This window comes from Gordonia sp. ABSL11-1, assembly GCF_030315685.1.
Taxonomy (GTDB): domain Bacteria; phylum Actinomycetota; class Actinomycetes; order Mycobacteriales; family Mycobacteriaceae; genus Gordonia.
Map to the genome: position 1 here is coordinate 120,123 of NZ_JASXSI010000008.1, position 16,951 is coordinate 137,073.

At 68.9% G+C, this 16,951-nt stretch carries 15 protein-coding genes; 13 read left to right on the top strand and 2 right to left on the bottom strand.

The window, feature by feature from the left end; genetic code table 11:
* Nucleotides 1-32: 32 nt before the first annotated feature.
* The 5 genes from QSJ19_RS11260 to QSJ19_RS11280 all read left to right on the top strand — a co-directional run bounded on the left by QSJ19_RS11260 (nucleotide 33) and on the right by QSJ19_RS11280 (nucleotide 8,559).
* A complete protein-coding gene (locus QSJ19_RS11260) occupies nucleotides 33-3,683 on the top strand; it encodes a cobaltochelatase subunit CobN (protein ID WP_286320419.1) in 3,651 nt (1,216 codons plus the stop codon).
* A gap of 166 nt (nucleotides 3,684-3,849) precedes the next feature.
* Nucleotides 3,850-4,353, top strand: a complete 504-nt coding sequence (locus QSJ19_RS11265; protein ID WP_286320420.1) for an FxsA family protein — start codon at nucleotides 3,850-3,852, stop codon at nucleotides 4,351-4,353.
* Nucleotides 4,354-4,389: 36 nt separating this feature from the next.
* On the top strand, nucleotides 4,390-6,030 hold the full coding sequence (locus tag QSJ19_RS11270) for an amidohydrolase (protein ID WP_286320421.1): 1,641 nt from the start codon (nucleotides 4,390-4,392) through the stop codon (nucleotides 6,028-6,030).
* A 5-nt stretch (nucleotides 6,031-6,035) separates the two neighbouring features.
* Nucleotides 6,036-7,739 (top strand): apolipoprotein N-acyltransferase, encoded by a 1,704-nt coding sequence (lnt, locus tag QSJ19_RS11275; RefSeq protein ID WP_286320422.1) that lies wholly within the window; start codon nucleotides 6,036-6,038, stop codon nucleotides 7,737-7,739.
* 55 nt (nucleotides 7,740-7,794) lie between these two features.
* Nucleotides 7,795-8,559 (top strand): polyprenol monophosphomannose synthase, encoded by a 765-nt coding sequence (locus tag QSJ19_RS11280; RefSeq protein WP_286320552.1) that lies wholly within the window; start codon nucleotides 7,795-7,797, stop codon nucleotides 8,557-8,559.
* Nucleotides 8,560-8,657: 98 nt separating this feature from the next.
* Here the strand turns inward: QSJ19_RS11280 and QSJ19_RS11285 are convergent, their stop codons facing one another.
* Nucleotides 8,658-9,002, bottom strand: a complete 345-nt coding sequence (locus tag QSJ19_RS11285) for an RNA polymerase-binding protein RbpA (RefSeq protein ID WP_160902307.1) — start codon at nucleotides 9,000-9,002, stop codon at nucleotides 8,658-8,660.
* Between the two features lie 241 nt (nucleotides 9,003-9,243).
* Here QSJ19_RS11285 and QSJ19_RS11290 point away from each other — a divergent pair, with 241 nt between their 5' ends.
* From QSJ19_RS11290 to QSJ19_RS11320, 7 genes are all read left to right on the top strand, one after another.
* A complete protein-coding gene (locus QSJ19_RS11290) occupies nucleotides 9,244-9,525 on the top strand; it encodes a hypothetical protein (RefSeq protein WP_286320424.1) in 282 nt (93 codons plus the stop codon).
* Entirely contained in the window at nucleotides 9,522-10,658 is a 1,137-nt protein-coding gene (locus QSJ19_RS11295; RefSeq protein ID WP_286320426.1) for a DUF475 domain-containing protein, read from the top strand. The genes QSJ19_RS11290 and QSJ19_RS11295 overlap by 4 nt, the downstream gene beginning before the upstream one ends.
* Nucleotides 10,659-10,698: 40 nt before the next feature.
* The gene (locus QSJ19_RS11300; RefSeq protein WP_286320428.1) at nucleotides 10,699-11,541 is read left to right on the top strand and encodes an adenylate/guanylate cyclase domain-containing protein; all 843 of its coding nucleotides are present in this window, start codon (nucleotides 10,699-10,701) and stop codon (nucleotides 11,539-11,541) included.
* 241 nt (nucleotides 11,542-11,782) lie between these two features.
* Nucleotides 11,783-12,004, top strand: a complete 222-nt coding sequence (locus QSJ19_RS11305) for a DUF3263 domain-containing protein (RefSeq protein WP_286320430.1) — start codon at nucleotides 11,783-11,785, stop codon at nucleotides 12,002-12,004.
* A 127-nt stretch (nucleotides 12,005-12,131) separates the two neighbouring features.
* Nucleotides 12,132-13,094, top strand: a complete 963-nt coding sequence (locus tag QSJ19_RS11310) for an oxygenase MpaB family protein (protein WP_286320431.1) — start codon at nucleotides 12,132-12,134, stop codon at nucleotides 13,092-13,094.
* A 37-nt stretch (nucleotides 13,095-13,131) separates the two neighbouring features.
* Nucleotides 13,132-13,566 (top strand): hypothetical protein, encoded by a 435-nt coding sequence (locus tag QSJ19_RS11315; protein ID WP_286320432.1) that lies wholly within the window; start codon nucleotides 13,132-13,134, stop codon nucleotides 13,564-13,566.
* On the top strand, nucleotides 13,536-14,246 hold the full coding sequence (locus tag QSJ19_RS11320) for a VOC family protein (protein ID WP_286320434.1): 711 nt from the start codon (nucleotides 13,536-13,538) through the stop codon (nucleotides 14,244-14,246). The genes QSJ19_RS11315 and QSJ19_RS11320 overlap by 31 nt, the downstream gene beginning before the upstream one ends.
* Here the strand turns inward: QSJ19_RS11320 and QSJ19_RS11325 are convergent.
* Nucleotides 14,234-15,085, bottom strand: a complete 852-nt coding sequence (locus QSJ19_RS11325; RefSeq protein ID WP_286320436.1) for a glycoside hydrolase family 16 protein — start codon at nucleotides 15,083-15,085, stop codon at nucleotides 14,234-14,236. The two genes, QSJ19_RS11320 and QSJ19_RS11325, sit on opposite strands and share 13 nt — an antisense overlap.
* 124 nt (nucleotides 15,086-15,209) lie before the next feature.
* Here QSJ19_RS11325 and QSJ19_RS11330 point away from each other — a divergent pair, with 124 nt between their 5' ends.
* Nucleotides 15,210-16,943: an NAD(P)/FAD-dependent oxidoreductase gene (locus QSJ19_RS11330; RefSeq protein WP_286320438.1), complete on the top strand. Its 1,734-nt coding sequence runs from the start codon at nucleotides 15,210-15,212 to the stop codon at nucleotides 16,941-16,943.
* Nucleotides 16,944-16,951 lie beyond the last annotated feature (8 nt).

Consider the following 16,951-nt stretch of genomic DNA (forward strand, 5'->3'; position numbering starts at 1 on the left):
GCACCGGGCGCGCCTCCCGGCGAGGAGATCTCATGATCCTGCTGCTCTCGACCTCGGACACCGACCTGATCACCGCCGCCGCGAGTGACGCCGACTTCTCCGGCGCCAACCCTTCGCGCATCCTGGTCGACGACATCCCGGGCCTGGCGGCCGGCGCGGACCTCATCATCGTCCGCATCCTCGGTGGTGTGCGCGCGTGGGAGGCCGGGTTGGCCACCGTCGCCGCAATCGGCAAGCCGCTCGTGGTGTGCTCGGGCGAGCAGCAACCCGATCCCGATCTGATGGCCCTGTCGACGGTGCCCGCGGGCGTCGTCGCCGAGGCGCACAACTATCTGGCCGCCGGTGGGGTGGCCAACATCGTCAATCTGCACAACTTCCTGTCGGACACCGTGCTGCTCACGGGCATCGGCTTCGAGCCGCCGGCGCAGACACCGGCGTGGGGAGTGCTCGACCGCGACCGACGCGAACCGGCCGGCCCGGCGCCGACCGTCGCCGTCCTCTACTACCGCGCACAGCACCTGGCCGGCAACACCCGGTACATAGAGGCGCTGTGCACCGCCATCGAGGACCGCGGGGCGCGTGCTCTTCCGATCTTCTGTGCGTCGCTGCGCACCGCCCCCGATGACCTGATCGAGCTGCTCGGCACCGCCGACGCGCTCGTCGTGACCGTGCTCGCCGCGGGCGGTGCCACCCCGGCGACGGCCTCGGCCGGCGGTGATGACGACGCCTGGAACATCGAACGGCTCGCCGGTCTCGACGTCCCGATCCTGCAGGGGCTGTGTCTCACCGGGTCACGCGCCGACTGGGCGGCCACCGACGACGGCCTGTCACCCCTCGACGTCGCCACGCAGGTGGCGGTACCCGAGTTCGACGGCCGCATCATCACCGTTCCGTTCTCGTTCAAGGAGTTCGACGAGAACGGTTTGCCCTGGTATCAGCCGGACCCGGAGCGCTGCGCCCGCGTCGCCGGTATCGCGGTCGCCCACGCCCGCCTCCGGTCCATTCCTCCTTCGGAACGTCGTGTCGCGCTGATGCTCTCGGCGTATCCGACCAAACACGCGCGAATCGGCAACGCGGTCGGCCTCGACACCCCGCGCAGTCTGCTGCACCTGTTGATCGCGCTGCGATCCGCCGGCTACGACATCGGGCCCGCCGACGGACCCGACGCGATCCCGGGTCTCGCCGAGTCCGACTCCGACGCCCTCATCCACGCGATCGTCGAGGCCGGCGGCCAGGACGCCGACTGGCTCACCGAGGAGACACTGGCCGCGAACCCGATCCGTGTCGCGGCGCAGGACTACCGTCGCTGGTTCGCCACGCTGCCGGAGAGTCTGCGCACGGCTGTCGAGGAGCACTGGGGGCCGGCCCCGGGTGAGCTGTTCGTCGACCGTTCCCGCAACGCCGACGGCGACATCGTCGTCGCCGCACTACCGTTCGGCAACACCGTGATCATGGTGCAGCCTCCGCGCGGATTCGGGGAGAATCCGGTGGCCATCTATCACGATCCCGATCTGCCGCCGTCGCACCACTACCTCGCGTCCTACCGGTGGCTGACAGGCCGGGACGCCACCGACGGCGCGGACGGGTCCGGCGAGCAGTTCGGTGTCGGCGGATTCGGGGCGGATGCCATCGTGCACGTCGGCAAGCACGGGAATCTCGAGTGGCTCCCCGGCAAGACGTTGGGCATGTCCGCGGGGTGCGGGACCGATGCGGCACTCGGCGACGTCCCGCTGATCTACCCGTTCCTGGTCAACGATCCGGGCGAGGGCACCCAGGCGAAGCGTCGTGCCCACGCGATCCTGGTCGATCACCTCATCCCGCCCATGGCCCGCGCCGAGTCCTACGGCGACATCTCCCGTCTGGAGCAACTGCTCGACGAGCACGCCAACATCTCCGCGCTGGACCCGGCCAAACTCCCGGCGATCCGGCAGCAGATCTGGACGCTGCTGACGGCGGCCAAGATGGACCATGACCTCGGCCTCACCGAGCGGCCCGACGAAGAGGTCTTCGACGACATGCTGCTGCACGTCGACGGCTGGCTCTGCGAGATCAAGGATGTCCAGATCCGCGACGGCCTGCACGTCCTGGGGCAGGCGCCCGCCGACGACGGTGAGGTCGACCTGGTGCTCGCCATGCTGCGCGCCCGTCAGCTCTGGGGCGGTGCGCAGGCACTGCCGGGCCTGCGCGAGGCGCTGGGGCTGACCGAGGACGGATCGGCCGCGCGCGGCGCGGTCGACGACATCGAGTCGACCGCACGGGCGCTGGTGGCGGCCTGTGCGAAGGGGGACTGGACCGCGCAGGCGATCTCCGACGCGAGCGCGGGCCATCCCGACGCGGTCGCGGACGTGCTGCGCTTCGCCGCGACGGAGGTCGTGCCGCGGTTGCGACAGACCGGCCGCGAGATCGATCAGATCCTGCGTGCCCTCGACGGCCGCTTCATCGAGGCCGGGGCCAGCGGGTCCCCCTTGCGCGGTCTGATCAACGTGCTGCCCACCGGCCGCAACTTCTACTCCGTCGATCCCAAGGCCGTGCCATCACGGCTGGCGTGGGAAACCGGTCGGGCACTTGCCGATTCGCTGGTGGAACGCTACCTCGCCGACCACGGCACCTATCCGCCGTCGGTCGGCCTGTCGGTGTGGGGGACCAGTGCCATGCGCACCTCGGGCGACGACATCGCCGAGGTGCTCGCGCTGCTCGGCGTGATGCCGGTGTGGGACGAGGCGTCGCGCCGCGTCGTCGACCTCGAGCTGATCGGCCCGGCGGAGTTGGGCCGGCCCCGCATCGACGTCACCGTGCGGATCTCCGGCTTCTTCCGGGACGCGTTCCCGCATGTCGTGACCATGCTCGACGACGCCGTGGCGCTGGCCGCGGCCGCCGACGAACCCGACGAGCTGAACTTCGTCGCCGCGCACGTCCGCGCAGCCGTCGCCGAACACGGAGACCGACGACGTGCCGTCACCCGTGTCTTCGGGTCCAAGCCCGGCACATACGGGGCCGGACTGCTGCAGCTGATCGACTCCCGGGAATGGCGCAGCGACGCCGACCTCGCGCAGGTGTACACCGAGTGGGGCGGTTACGCGTACGGACGCGACCTGGCCGGGGTTCCCGCCGTCGACGACATGCGCGCCGCCTACCGGCGGATCGCCGTCGCAGCCAAGAACACCGACACACGCGAACACGACATCGCCGACTCCGACGACTACTTCCAGTACCACGGCGGCATGGTCGCCACCGTTCGCGCACTGACCGGCACGTCCCCCGACGCCTACATCGGCGACAGCACACGTCCCGATGCGGTACGCACCAGGACTCTGTCGGAGGAGACCAGCCGCGTGTTCCGGGCGCGGGTGGTCAACCCCCGGTGGATCTCGGCGATGCAGCGGCACGGATACAAGGGCGCGTTCGAGATGGCCGCCACCGTCGACTATCTCTTCGGCTACGACGCGACGACGAACGTCGTCGCCGACTGGATGTACGAGAAGCTGACCGAGGCCTACGTCCTCGACGAGGACAACCAGCGGTTCATGCAGCAGTCGAATCCGTGGGCACTGCACGGGATCGCCGAACGGCTGCTCGAGGCCGTGGAACGCGACCTGTGGGAGCAGCCGCCCGTCGAGATGCTCGACCGTCTGCGTCAGGTCTATCTGGAGACCGAGGGGGACATCGAGGGCCGCGCCGACTGACTCCTCGGCGATTCCACGGACGCTTGTCCTTCGGCCGTCTCGTCGCCGGTGTGAAATCTTCCCCCGAAACCGGGAGAAATCCGGCGCTCCCGGTCGTTGCATCGGTAGTGAGGGCCCGTGGCCGACCGACCGGCCGGCGTCGCGGGTCCGGAGAGGCAGGGATCCGATGCGGATGCTCTATGTGATCGCGTACCTCGCGATCGAGATCGGCGCCTTCGTGACGATGGCACACTTCCTCGGCTTCGGCTGGGCGGTGCTCATCACACTGGCCGCCGTCGTCGTGGGTTTCCTCCTGCTCCAGCAGCAGGGGCGCAAGGTCTTCGCCGAACTTCGTCGCGCCTCCCGCAACGAGGTCGACCCTCGCGGTCCGCTGACCGACACGGCGCTGCTGGCGGCGGCGAGCCTGCTCATGGTCATCCCGGGTGTGGTCTCCACCCTCGCCGGCCTGATCCTGCTGGCCCCGCCGGTACGACGCATCCTGCGGCCGGTGGTGGCGGCCACCGGTGCACGGAGCTTCGCGGCGACCATGGACCGGGCGGGCATCTATGCCAGCGGCATGTACGTCGGGCGGGGCACCGTCATCGACGGCACCGTGGTCGACGGCGACGGCACCGTCGTCAGCCCGGCGTCGGGCGAGCGGACCGACCGCGGCCTGCCGCGGGGCCACTGACGGTGTGAGCGGTCCAGCAGGGCACACTGGACCACCGTGACAACAGAACTGCTGCTCGGCGGCGTCGTCTATTCGCCTGCCGCACCCGACGCGACCGCGATCGCCGTCACCGATGGCGTCGTCGTATGGGTCGGCAGTGACGACGTCGGACGGGCACTGCACCCCGACGCACACGTCGTCGATCTGGACGGTCGGTTCGTCGCACCGGGTTTCGTCGACTCCCATGTCCACCTCACCTCCACCGGCCTCGCCCTCGCGGGCCTCACGCTGAACGACGCCACCGACCGCGCCGATTGCCTGCGTCGCGTCGCCGCGTTCGCCGCGGACACCGCCGAGGGGGAACTGATCTGGGGACTGGGCTGGGACGACTCCTCCTGGACGGGCAGCGTCCCGGACGACGGCCGATTCCCGACGACAAGCGAGATCGACGCGATCGTCGGCACCCTGCCGGTCTACCTCGCCCGCATCGACGAACACTCCGCCGTCGCCTCGACAGCGCTGCGCCGCCTGGTTCCCGATCTGGACGATGCCGTCGGCTATCACCCGGAGGAACCCCTCGTCGCCGAGGCCCATCACCTGGTGCGCGGGGCGGCGCGTCAACTGGTGACCGCCGCACAGCGCACCCGCGCCCAACGTCGTGCGCTGGACCATGCCGCCGCCCACGGTGTCGTCGCCGTGCACGAGAACGGCGGACCCGACATCAGCGGCCTCGACGACTTCCTCGCGCTCGGTGCCCTCGATCACCCCGTCGAGGTCCGTCGCTACTGGGGGCAGGCCGTGCAGAGCGCCGATCACGCCCGCGAACTCCTGGCCATCAGTCACGCCGACGCACTGGCCGGTGACCTGTTCATCGACGGCGCCATCGGATCCCACACCGCGTGGCTGACCGAGCCCTATCACGACGATCCCGGACACACCGGGATCAGCTATCTCGACTACGAGACGATCCGCGATCACATCCGCGCCTGCACCGAGATCGGTGTGCAGGCCGGCTTCCACGTCATCGGCGACGCCGCCACCGCGTCGGTCGTCGCAGCCTTCGACGAGCTCGCATCCGATCTCGGCACGCCGGCACTGGCCCGCTGCGCGCACCGCATCGAACACGCCGAGATGGTCTCGGTCGACCAGGCCGGCGTGCTCGCGCGATGCGGGGTGGTCGCCAGCATGCAGCCGCTGTTCGACGCCGAGTGGGGTGGGCCGGGCGACCTCTACGAACAGCGTCTCGGCGCGGCGCGGACCGCAGGACTGAACAACTTCGCCGGACACGCCCGCGAGGGCCTGATCCTGGCGTTCTCGTCGGATGCGCCGGTCACCCCGATCGACCCCTGGTCGACCATCCGCGCCGCGGTCCATCATCATCAGCCGCGCAACGCGATCTCGGCGCGTGGCGCCTTCGCGGCCGCCACCCGCGGAGGGTGGCGTGCCGCCGGCGTCAACAACGGGCTCACCGGCACCCTTGTACCGGGCGCCCCGGCGAGCTACGCCGTCTGGGAGATCGACGACCTCGTCGTCGCCGGATCGCACGCGGGTGTGCAACGGTGGTCCACCGATCCCCGCTCGCGCGTACCCGCGCTTCCCGACATCGCTCCGGGGGCCCACCTGCCGCGATGCGTACGCACGATCCACCGGGGTCACGTCCTGTTCGACGACGGCGTGGTGAACGGCGACATCGCGTGACTTGGATGTCGCGGTCGCGGCTCGACTGGGTGATCCGCACCGCGGGAGCGGCGGGTGCCGGTATCGCCATGTGGGCGGCGTTCCCGCCCCGCAACCTGTGGTTCCTGGCCGTGGTGAGCCTGGGCATGCTGGCCGCCGTGATGAGTGTGGGCGCACCCCGTGCCCGGACCGGCGCCTGGACGGGATTCGTGTTCGGGCTCGCGTTCTTCGTCCCGCTCCTACCCTGGATCGGGGTCTACGTGGGCCCCCTGCCGTGGCTCGCCCTCGCCGCGGTACTCGCGGTGTTCCTGGCGCTGTTCGGGGTGATCGCCACGGTGTCGATGCGCTTACCGGCCCCACCGCTGTGGTTCACCCTGTCGTGGGTGCTCGTCGAGGGCATGCGGTCGGCCTTCCCCTTCGGTGGATTCCCCTGGGGCAGAGCCTCTTTCAGTCAGGTCGACGGTCCGCTCCTGCCGCTCGCATCGGCTCTGGGTGCGCCTGGGTTGTCGGCGGCGGTCGCTCTGCTCGGGGCATCCATCGCCTGGCTGTGTCAGATCGTCGTCCGCGCGGTCCGCGACGGCGACCACCACGGGCGTCGCATGGTCCGCGGCGCCGCGCTGGCGGTGCTGCTCGCGCTGCTCGGCCCCATCGCGGCCATCACGCTCACCCCCGCCAGCGTCGACCGCAACGTCGGCGGGTCGTCGGCGCGGGTCGCCGCGGTACAGGGCAACGTGCCCCGCCTCGGCCTCGACTTCAATGCGCAGCGGCGTGCCGTCCTCGACAATCACGTGCGTGAGACCGAGGAACTGGCCGCCGCGGTGCGCAGCGGTGCCGCCGAGCAGCCGGACTTCGTGGCCTGGCCCGAGAACGCCTCGGACATCTCGCCGCTGACCAATCCGGATGCAGCCGAGGAGATCACGGCGGCCTCGGTGGCGGTCGGGGCCCCGATCCTGGTCGGCACGCTGGTGATGAATCCCGATGGCCGCCCGACGAACACGGTGCTGGTGTGGGATCAGCAGCGCGGCCCCGTGGGGCGCTACGACAAGCACATCGTCCAGCCGTTCGGCGAATACCTCCCGTGGCGGGGCTTTTTCCGGCTGTTCTCGTCGTATGCCGACATGGCCGGCGATTTCCGCCCCGGATCGGGCTCATCGGCGCTGTCGGTGCCTGGTCGCTCGGGGACCGTGCGGGTCGGCGTCTCGACCTGCTGGGAGGTGGCGTTCGACCGTTCCGCACGCAAGGCCGTCGACGACGGCGCGCAGATGCTCTACGTCCCGACCAACAACGCCACCTTCGGCCGGACCGAGATGACCTATCAACAACTGGCCATGTCACAGGTCCGGGCCGTCGAGCACGGGCGTTCCGTGGTCGTGGCGGCGACCAGTGGTGTGAGCGCGATCATCGACCCGGACGGGATGATCGTGTCGCAGAGCGGGATCTTCACCCCGGATGTGCTGACGAGCAGGGTGCCGCTGCACACCGAGCGCACGCTCGCCACCCGACTGGGCAGCTGGCCGGAGATCGTCGCCATGGTGATCGCCGCCGCCGGCTTTTTGTACGCGTTGCGACGGCATACTAGGTTCTCATTCAGACCACGCAGCCCGCGTGGACACGTTGCGGACCACACGTCCGCGCACCTGGCCCAGCCCATCCGATCCGATGGTCAGGTGGCGACGAAGGACCCCGGGGGGCCCGACGACCAGACAAAGGAGTTCGGTGGCAGTGGGTAGTCCGACGTCGGGGCACGAGCACCCGGGACAACCGGCAGGCGAAACCGCAGACGACCTGCACGCCGTCGTCGGTGTGCAGGGAGAACGCGCACTGGTCGTGATCCCGACCTTCAACGAGCGGGAGAACCTGCCGGCGATCATCACGCGGCTGCACGCGGCGCTGTCCGGCATCCACGTCCTGGTCGTCGACGACTCGAGCCCGGACGGCACCGGCGACGAGGCGGACCGGATTGCGGCAGACGACGGTTCGCGGCGCGTGCACGTGCTGCATCGCACCGAGAAGGACGGGCTCGGCAAGGCCTACCTGGCCGGGTTCGACTGGGGCCTGCAGCGCGAGTACTCGGTGATCATCGAGATGGATGCCGACGGATCGCACGCACCCGAACAACTGCACCGGCTGCTCGAGGCGATCAACGCAGGCGCCGACCTGGCCATCGGATCGCGCTACGTGCGTGGTGGTGAGCTCATCAACTGGCCGAAGCGGCGGGAATTCCTGTCCCGGGGAGCCAACACCTACGCGCGACTCGCACTCGGTGCCCGTATCCACGACATCACCGCGGGGTTTCGCGCTTACCGGCGTCAGGTGCTCGAGAAGATCGAGCTCGACTCCGTCGAGTCCGCCGGATACTGCTTCCAGATCGATCTGGCGTGGCGTGCGGTCCGCGCCGGATTCGACGTCCGCGAGATGCCGATCACGTTCACCGAACGCGAGATCGGCGAATCGAAGATGAGCGGTGGCGTGATGACCGAGGCCTTCCTGATGGTCGCCCGGTGGGGAGCGACGAGCCGCCTCGAACGGCTGCGCGGCACCCGGAGCTGAGGGGCACCGACCACCGAGAGACGCCGAAGGCCGGGTGAGTTCCCTCACCCGGCCTTCGATGTGTCGCGATCGATGGGATCGCCACCGGCGAGCGTCGATCAGTTCGTGACGCCCTTGCGCCGCTGCTTGAGCAGTTCGAGACGCTCGTTCAGCAGCACCTCCAGCTCCTCCTCGGAACGGCGTTCGAGCAGCATGTCCCAGTGGGTGCGCGGCGGCTTCGTCTTCTTCTCTTCGGGCTCCGCGCCCTCGAGGATGGTGCCCTCCATGCCGTTCTTGCACGGCCACTTCGACGGAACCTCCGCGTCGTCGGCGAACGGCACGTCGAAGATCTCACCGTTGTCGGTGCGGTACTGGACGATACGTCGTGGTGCGAGGTCGTGATCGCGATCGGTCTCGTAGCTCACCGCACCGAGGCGGCTACCCCGAAGTACTCGATCTGCCATGGGTCAATTCCTCTCAACATGTCGTCGGGCCCTGGTGCCACGAGCGGGCCCATCTCGTCGTACGTCAGGGGAGGGGGACGTGATGATGCCCCGCTCATGACGCTGAACATGGTCATTCTACGCGCTCCGCAGGATGCGACGAGCACGCCACGTGGCGCGTCCGGCGCCACCGACCGGTACGGTCATAGCCGTGGACGACCCCCGCCGACGCCCGTATTCCTGCGCGTGGTGTGGACGCAGCATGACCGATTCCGAACTCGGACGCCGACGCAAGTACTGCAAACAGTCCTGTCGCCAACGTGCCTACGAACAGAGAGCGCTGACCCAGGGCACATCTATTCCCGCCGACGCCGTGATCCTGACGTCCACGGAGGCCGAGGCGTTCGGCGACCGGATGTTCGCCCTGCGGTGCGCGGCGGAGGATCTGGTCACCGCTGTCTCCGAACGCGCCGACACCGACACGCTGCACTCGCTGGGCGACGACCTCCTCAGCCTCGCCCGGGAAGCCGAGCGTCTCCGATGATCGTCCGCATCTTCGGCCTGTCGGCACTGGTGACGGTCGCGGCGCTGGTCGTCGCGTTCCTCTACCAGGGATGGACTGGCCTGGCGCTGTGCGCGATCCTCGGCGTGCTCGAGGTCTCTCTCTCGTTCGACAACGCCGTGATCAACGCGACCGTGCTCGAGCGGATGAGCCTCTTCTGGCAGAGGATGTTCCTCACCGTCGGTGTGCTCATCGCCGTGTTCGGGATGCGCCTGGTGTTCCCCCTCGCGATCGTGTGGATCACCGGGGGACTCGCGCCCGTCGAGGCGTTCCGGCTCGCGATGAACCCGCCGGCCGACGAGGGCGCCTACTTCCCCGACGGCAGTCCGAGCTACGAGACGATCCTGACCGACGCCCACCCGCAGATCGCGGCGTTCGGTGGCATGTTCCTGTTGCTGCTGTTCCTCAATTTCGTCCTCGGCAACCGCGACCTGACGTGGCTGTCCTGGATCGAGCGCCCACTCGGGCGACTCGGGCGGCTCGACCAGCTCTCCGTCGTCCTCGCCGCGATCATGCTCGTGCTGGTCGCCGAGTACCTGACCCCCGACGACACGCGCTCCACGGTGCTCATCGCCGGACTGCTGGGCATGATCACCTACATCGTCGTCGACGGGTTGAGTTCGCTGTTCCAGAGCGAACATCCGGGCATCGACGACGATGTGCCGACCGGGTCGGGCCGCAGCGGCAACACCGGACCCGCACCGGCGACGGTGGCCGTCGGCAAGGCCGGGTTCTTCATGTTCCTCTACCTCGAGGTCCTCGACGCATCCTTCTCGTTCGACGGCGTCATCGGCGCGTTCGCGATCACGCCCGACCCGATCATCATCGCCCTCGGCCTGGGGTTCATCGGGGCGATGTTCGTGCGGTCGATCACCATCTACCTCGTCCGGCAGGGCACCCTCGGCCAGTACCGCTATCTCGAACACGGCGCCCACTGGGCCATCGGCGCACTCGCCGTGATCCTGTTGCTGAGCGTGCACTTCCACATCAACGAGGTGGTGACCGGTCTCGTCGGCGTCGCCTTCATCGGCGCCTCCCTCGCGAGCAGCGTGCGGGCCAACCGCCGGGATCGCCGCGCGGAGCAGGCCCGGGACACACTGACCGTCTCCCGGTGAGCGACGTCGCCGGAGCCGTTCGGACCGTTAGACTTGCGACGTGACCGGCACCGATGACGAGGTACCGCCTGCGGATTCACCAGGGGATTCCGGGAGCGTCTCCCGGGGGGATCCACGCGACACCCGGCCGCGTCGTCGGGCCGCCGATGCCCTCGCGCGCTCCGACGCGAGCGCAGGCGCGGTCAGGGCCGCCCGCGCGGCGCGCAGCCTGATCCCCGGTGGCACCCCGGCGGCCACCGGACCCCGGACCTCCGATCGGGTCGCCAGGTTGATCAGCGACGCCCGCCCGGATCAGCCGAGTGTGCTCCGTGAACTCGGACTCGGCGCGGTCCAGGTGTGGCAGGCGCTGGTGTCACGTCGTCCCGGCCGGGACCGCACCCCCGTGCCCGCGACGATCCTCTTCACCGACCTCGTCGGCTTCTCCACCTGGGCCCTCGGCGCGGGTGACGACCAGGTGCTGCGACTGCTCGCGGAGGTCAACCGTGTCACCGAATCGGTGATCAGCGGCCGCGGGGGCAGCATCGTCAAACAGCTCGGCGACGGCACCATGGCCGTCTTCCTCGACGGCACCGAGGCGATCGAGGCGGGCTACGAGGCGATCTGCGCGGTCAGCGCACTCACCTTCGACGGATACCGCCCCCAACTGCGCGCAGGCCTGCACACCGGGACGCCGCGCGCCGTCGGCGACGACTTCCTCGGGGTCGATGTGAACATCGCGGCCCGGGTCTCCCAGGCCGCGGGTCCGGGCGAACTCCTCGTCAGCGCCGCCACGATGGACTCGGCCGATGCCGATCGATATCACCGACGCCGACGACGGTTCAAGGCCAAGGGCGTGCCCCGCGATCTGGAAGTGTTCGCGGTCGTACCGCGTTACGACGACTGACGGGGCGACGCGGCGTCCCGGCGCCGGTGGCATCTGGAGTCGTGGTCGAGCGTCGGGGACTCGTCGACAGCAGGTCGTGGGCGGTTTGCCCGGGTGTCACGTCCCGTTGTCCTCGCCCGATGACACTGATCGCGGTCGGTGAGTGTGAACCGGCCCACTCCTCGCCCGATCGGTGTACAACGGACTGCGCCGGGCAGGGGACGGCGCGAGTGTCAGGGTCGAGTTCCAGGACGTGGTGGCAGTGGACAGCAAACAGCAGCAGATGCTGGATTTCGAGAAGAACTGGTATCCCTTCGGCGGCGGTTCGTCACGCGCCATCACCGAACGGTTCGGTCTCAACGACCGCGACTTCTTCCGGCAGATCGATCAGATCGTCCAGGAGGAGCCGCCGACCTCGTTGACATCCGCCGAACTGCGTCGCATGCGCGGCGTCATCCGCCGCCGTCTGTGGATGGCCCGCTGACCAGACGCCCACACGAGTCTCACCAGGTATTTCTCCCGAAATGCTCGACTGTGGCGAACCGTACGGTTAATCTGACTACATCAGTTATCAGAAATGAACCGTAGTCGAGACCCGCGGAGGTCCAGCCATGACCGTCACACAGCCGTCACCCGTCCTGCCCGACGAGGCGGTGCTCTCCCATGGTGACGACGAGATCGAACTGATCCCGCCGGATTCACTGACCGCCGAGCTGACGGGCCGCTACACCTTCCTCCCGGTCAACGGTGCGGCCTTCGTCATGCAGGTGATGCATCCGGTGATCGGCGACATCGTGGGGAAGTACTCGGTGTTCCGGACCGATCCACTCGGCCGGGCGGTCCGCTCCATCGACTCGGTCCTGCGATGGGTGTACGGCGGGGCCGAGGCGATCGAGGAGGGAAAGCGTCTGCGTCGCATGCATCAACCGCTGCAGATGCGCAACGCCGAAGGCCGCCACATCAGTGCGCTGAATCCGGAGGCGTACCAATGGGTCATCGCCACCGCGTTCCCGACGTCCTGCAGCGCGGCACCACTCATCCTCGGACGGGAGTTCACCCCCGCCGAGCGTGAGGAGGTGTTCCGGGACAACCGGCGCATCGCCAGGATCGTCCAGGTCCCGATGAAGGGATACCCGGAGACGATCGAGGAGTTCGGCCCCTACTACGACGACATGGTCGAGAACACCTTGATCGCCCACCCGGTCGCCCTCACGCTCGTCGATCAGATGCAGAGCGCACCACGGCTCGACCGATCGGTACCGCCGGCCCTGCGCCGCGCGGCGAACGCGGTTGCCCGCGCGGCATCGGTGCCGGTGCAGAAACTCAACTACCTGACCACGGTCGGCGTGATGGAACCACGCATCCGCGAGATCCTCGGGCTGTCGTGGAGCGATGCCGAGCAGCGCGAACTCGAGCGGATCCACTCGGTGATCCGGGTGACGTATCGCGTGCTGCCGGAACGACTCACGTACTTCCCACTGGCGTACCACGCGCGCCGTCACCACGCCGCGATCCAGGCGATGAAGAAACGTGAGGGCGCGGGTGCGGCCTACCACGTGTCCGACCGGAAGTAGGTCGGCTCACCCCCTGTCCGCCACCTAGACTGGGTGCGTGCCGTACTCCGACGACGACCTCGAGGCGTTCTATCGGGACATCGAGGCGCGTACCGCAGCCGACGACCGGACCGGGCGCCGCCCCGTCCGTGACGTCGGTGCCCCCCGGACGTCAGTCACCGGCCGGACGCCACCGGTTCCGCCGACTCGGGGCGCCGCGCCACCGGGGCTGACCGACGACGACCTCGAGAGGTTCTATCGGGCGATCGAGAACCGTACCGCCGCGGCTCCGGCGCGGCGCGCGCCCCGGCGTTCGCGGACCCCGAGATCCGACCGGGCGTGCCCTACCCCGGAGAAGCATGCCTTCCGGGCGGAGAATCTCGCGCGCGACGGGATAGCGCGAATCCGCCAGGAGCGGGGAGTACGGGCGGAACTGCGCAGCTATCGCTGTGTATGCGGGTCGTGGCACATCACGAGCAGGCCACAGCGGTGAGCCGACTCTCGTTGCGCGGGGCGGTGATCGATCTCCCTGCGGCCGACACGTCGGCGACGGGGAACGCCTATGCCATAGTGCTGGACACCCCGTCCGGCGAGCTGGCGGTGAGCAACGGTTCGGTGCGCGTCCACGATCCCGCCTCGGGCGACGCACTCGTCCACTTCGGCACCGACGACCCGGAGGCGACGACACGTCTCCTCGGCCGCCGAGGTCTGACCCCGAGCGAACCGGTCGCCGTGGCCGCCGACATCGGCGCACTCCCGCTCGATCGGCACGACATCACCGCGATCGATCATCTGGTGTTCACCGCACCGTCGCGCGACCACGCCGCGGCATTGTTCGGCGCCGCCCTGGATCTCGACTTCCGGCTGGACCGGGCGATCGGGGACGGCGTCCATCAGATGTTTTTCCGCGCAGCGGATCTCGTGGTCGAGGTGGTGACCGGCACCGAGCCGTCCAGCAGCGGGACCTGCACCCTGTGGGGCGTCGCGTGGCGATCGGCTGACGTCGACGCCACGCATCGGAGGCTCGCCGGTCGGGGAGCGGCGACGAGCGAGGTGCGGATCGGAAAGAAGCCGGGAACCCGGCTGTTCACCGTCCGCGAGCCCGCCCTCGCCACCCGCACCGTCGTGATCGGTCCCCTCCGGGACGACGCATCCGAGGGTCAGAGCGAGTAGGCCCGAATCCAATCGATCAGCATGTAGGACGGGTTGGGTGTCGTGAGATCCGGTGCGCCCGGCCAATTCCCGCCGACGGCGAGAGAGAACAGCACGTAGGTGGGCTTGTTGAACACCCACTGCTGACCCGACGACAGCTGTGACGACCGGTAGCTTCCCACCGTCCGTCCGTCGATGGAGATGCTGATCTGGTTCTGCGACTTGGTCACCGAGTAGACGTGGTAGTCGGTCGACAGGTCGGCGATCGCACCGCTGTTCCCGAGCTGCCAGTGGCCGCCCGACGATGTCGATCCGTGCAGGTGATTGGTGTAGTTCGTCGTGATGGACGGGGTCTCGATCACGTCGATCTCGCCACTGCGTGGCCAGCCGACCGAGTAGATGTCGGTACCCATCAGCCAGAAGGCCGGGAGCAGCCCTTGCCCGCGGGGCAGTTTGATGCGTGCCGACACGGTGCCGTAGGTCAGCGAGAACTTCCCGTACGTGTTCATCCGCGCCGAGGTGACCTCGGTGCCGTTGTACCGGGCGGCGATCGCCAGTCGCCCGTCGCCGTCGAGATAGGAGTTGGACCGCGTGTTGGTGTAGACCTGCCACTCGTTGTTGCCCCAGCCACCACCGCCTGTCTCGTGATTCCACCAGCGCGACGACGGTGCGGTCCCGTTCGATCCGGTGAACTCGTCGGACCAGATCAGCGTCGCCGCCGAGGCTCGGGGTCCGACGAGCAGCGTTGCACACAGCGACACCGCCAGCAAGAAGGGCAGTGCCACAAGATATCTGCGTCCTGCGGTGTCGCTGCGCCAGAGGGCACGTGAGCGCGCTGTGGGGGTCGGTTGTCTCGTCATTGCTCAACTCCTCTCGATAGATGGAACGGCCTCAGCGTTTCCCACCCATCCGGGCGAACACGGCAAAACGGCGGTGTCGTCGCCAAGCAGAGACCTGGACGAGATCAAATGGAAGACTGGGCCCATGACCACACCGTCTTTCGAGAGCGGCGTCCGTCCGGCCGTCGTCGTCGTGTCGGAGAGCAGCGCCGACGTCCTGATGGCCGAGTTCGAGCGCTATGCACGCGACTACACGATCACCTGCGCGGGTTCGGCGATCGAGGGCATCACCCTGCTCAGCAGGCTGCGCTCCGACGGTGTGCCGGTGGCGCTGATCGTGACCGAGTCCGAACTGCCGGACATGAATCTGCTCGAGGCGCTGTCGGCGTTCCGCAGCATCGTGCCGACTGCGCGTCGCATCGTCGGAATCCACTGGAGCAATTTTCTCGTGCACAGCGAGACGCTGCGCCCGGCCCTGCAGAAGGGGAAGTTCGACACCTTCCTCCTCATCCCACGCGGTCCGCGCGACGAGGAGTTCCACTATGCGATCACCGAACTGCTGTCGGACTGGGGCGCGACGGTCGCCGTGCCCGAGGTCGAGGTGCTGCGCATCATCGCACCTGCGCTGACACCGCTGACCATGCAGATCCGGGATTTCCTGGAGCGCATGGGAATGCCGTACCGCACCTATTCACCAGAGAGTCCCGAGGGTGTCCAGGCGGCGCAGTTCCTGTACTCCGACGACGAGACCGCCCGGCCGGATCCGGCGCCACATCCTCTCGTGCACTCCCTCCGGGGACCGGGCACCGAGGTCATCGCGCCCACCACGGTCCGGGACGTCGCGGTGATGATCTATGGTCGCCCGTCCGACGTCGAGGTCGACACGGTCGTCGATCTCGCGGTGATCGGTGCCGGCCCGGCCGGACTGGCAGCGGCGGTCTACGCGGCATCCGAGGGGCTCAGCACAGTGGTCATCGAGAAGGAGGCGACCGGCGGGCAGGCCGGCACGAGTTCGATGATCCGCAATTACCTCGGGTTCCCGCGGGGTATCTCGGGGATGCGCCTCGCGCAGCGGGCCCGGACACAGGCCTTGCGGTTCGGCGCTCGGTTCTTCACCGGTTGGGCCGTCGACAGTGTCCGCACCGACGACCCGGCCGCGCCGTATCGACTGGTGACCGAGGGCGGGGATGTGTGCGCGCGGTCGGTCCTCATCAGCACGGGAGTGGCGTATCGGCGCCTGGGGGTGGCCCCCCTCGAAGGTCTCGTCGGGCTCGGGGTCCACTACGGTGCGGCGATGAGCGCGGCACGGGAGATGGAGGGACAGGACGTCTTCGTGGTGGGCGGCGGGAACTCCGCCGGACAGGCCGCGATCCACCTGGCCCGATACGCCCGGTCGGTGACGATCGTCGTCCGTCGGCCCGACCTGTCGGAGACCATGTCGCAGTATCTGATCGGCGAGATCGCGTTCAACCCGCGCATCTCGGTCTGCGGCTCCTGCGAGGTGATCGACGGAGGTGGCACGGGACGCCTGGAATGGATCACGTTGCGCGACCGGAACACCGGCAGCGAGGACCGACGGCCCGCCGGAGGGCTGTTCCTGCTGTTGGGAGCCTCCCCGCACTGCGAGTGGCTGCTCGGCGGGGTCGAGCGCGACCCGAACGGATTCGTCCTCACCGGTCGCGACGTCCCCCGGGACCGCTGGAGAGGAGACGTCCCGCCGGCAAACCTCGCGACCAGCGAACCCGGGTTGTTCGCCGCGGGCGACATCCGCGCCGGATCCATGAAGCGCGTCGCCGCGGCCAGCGGTGAGGGAGCGAGCGTGGTGCCTCTCGTCCATGCGTGGCTGGAGTCGTTGCGGCGCACCGAGACCGCGCCCTGACCGAGCCG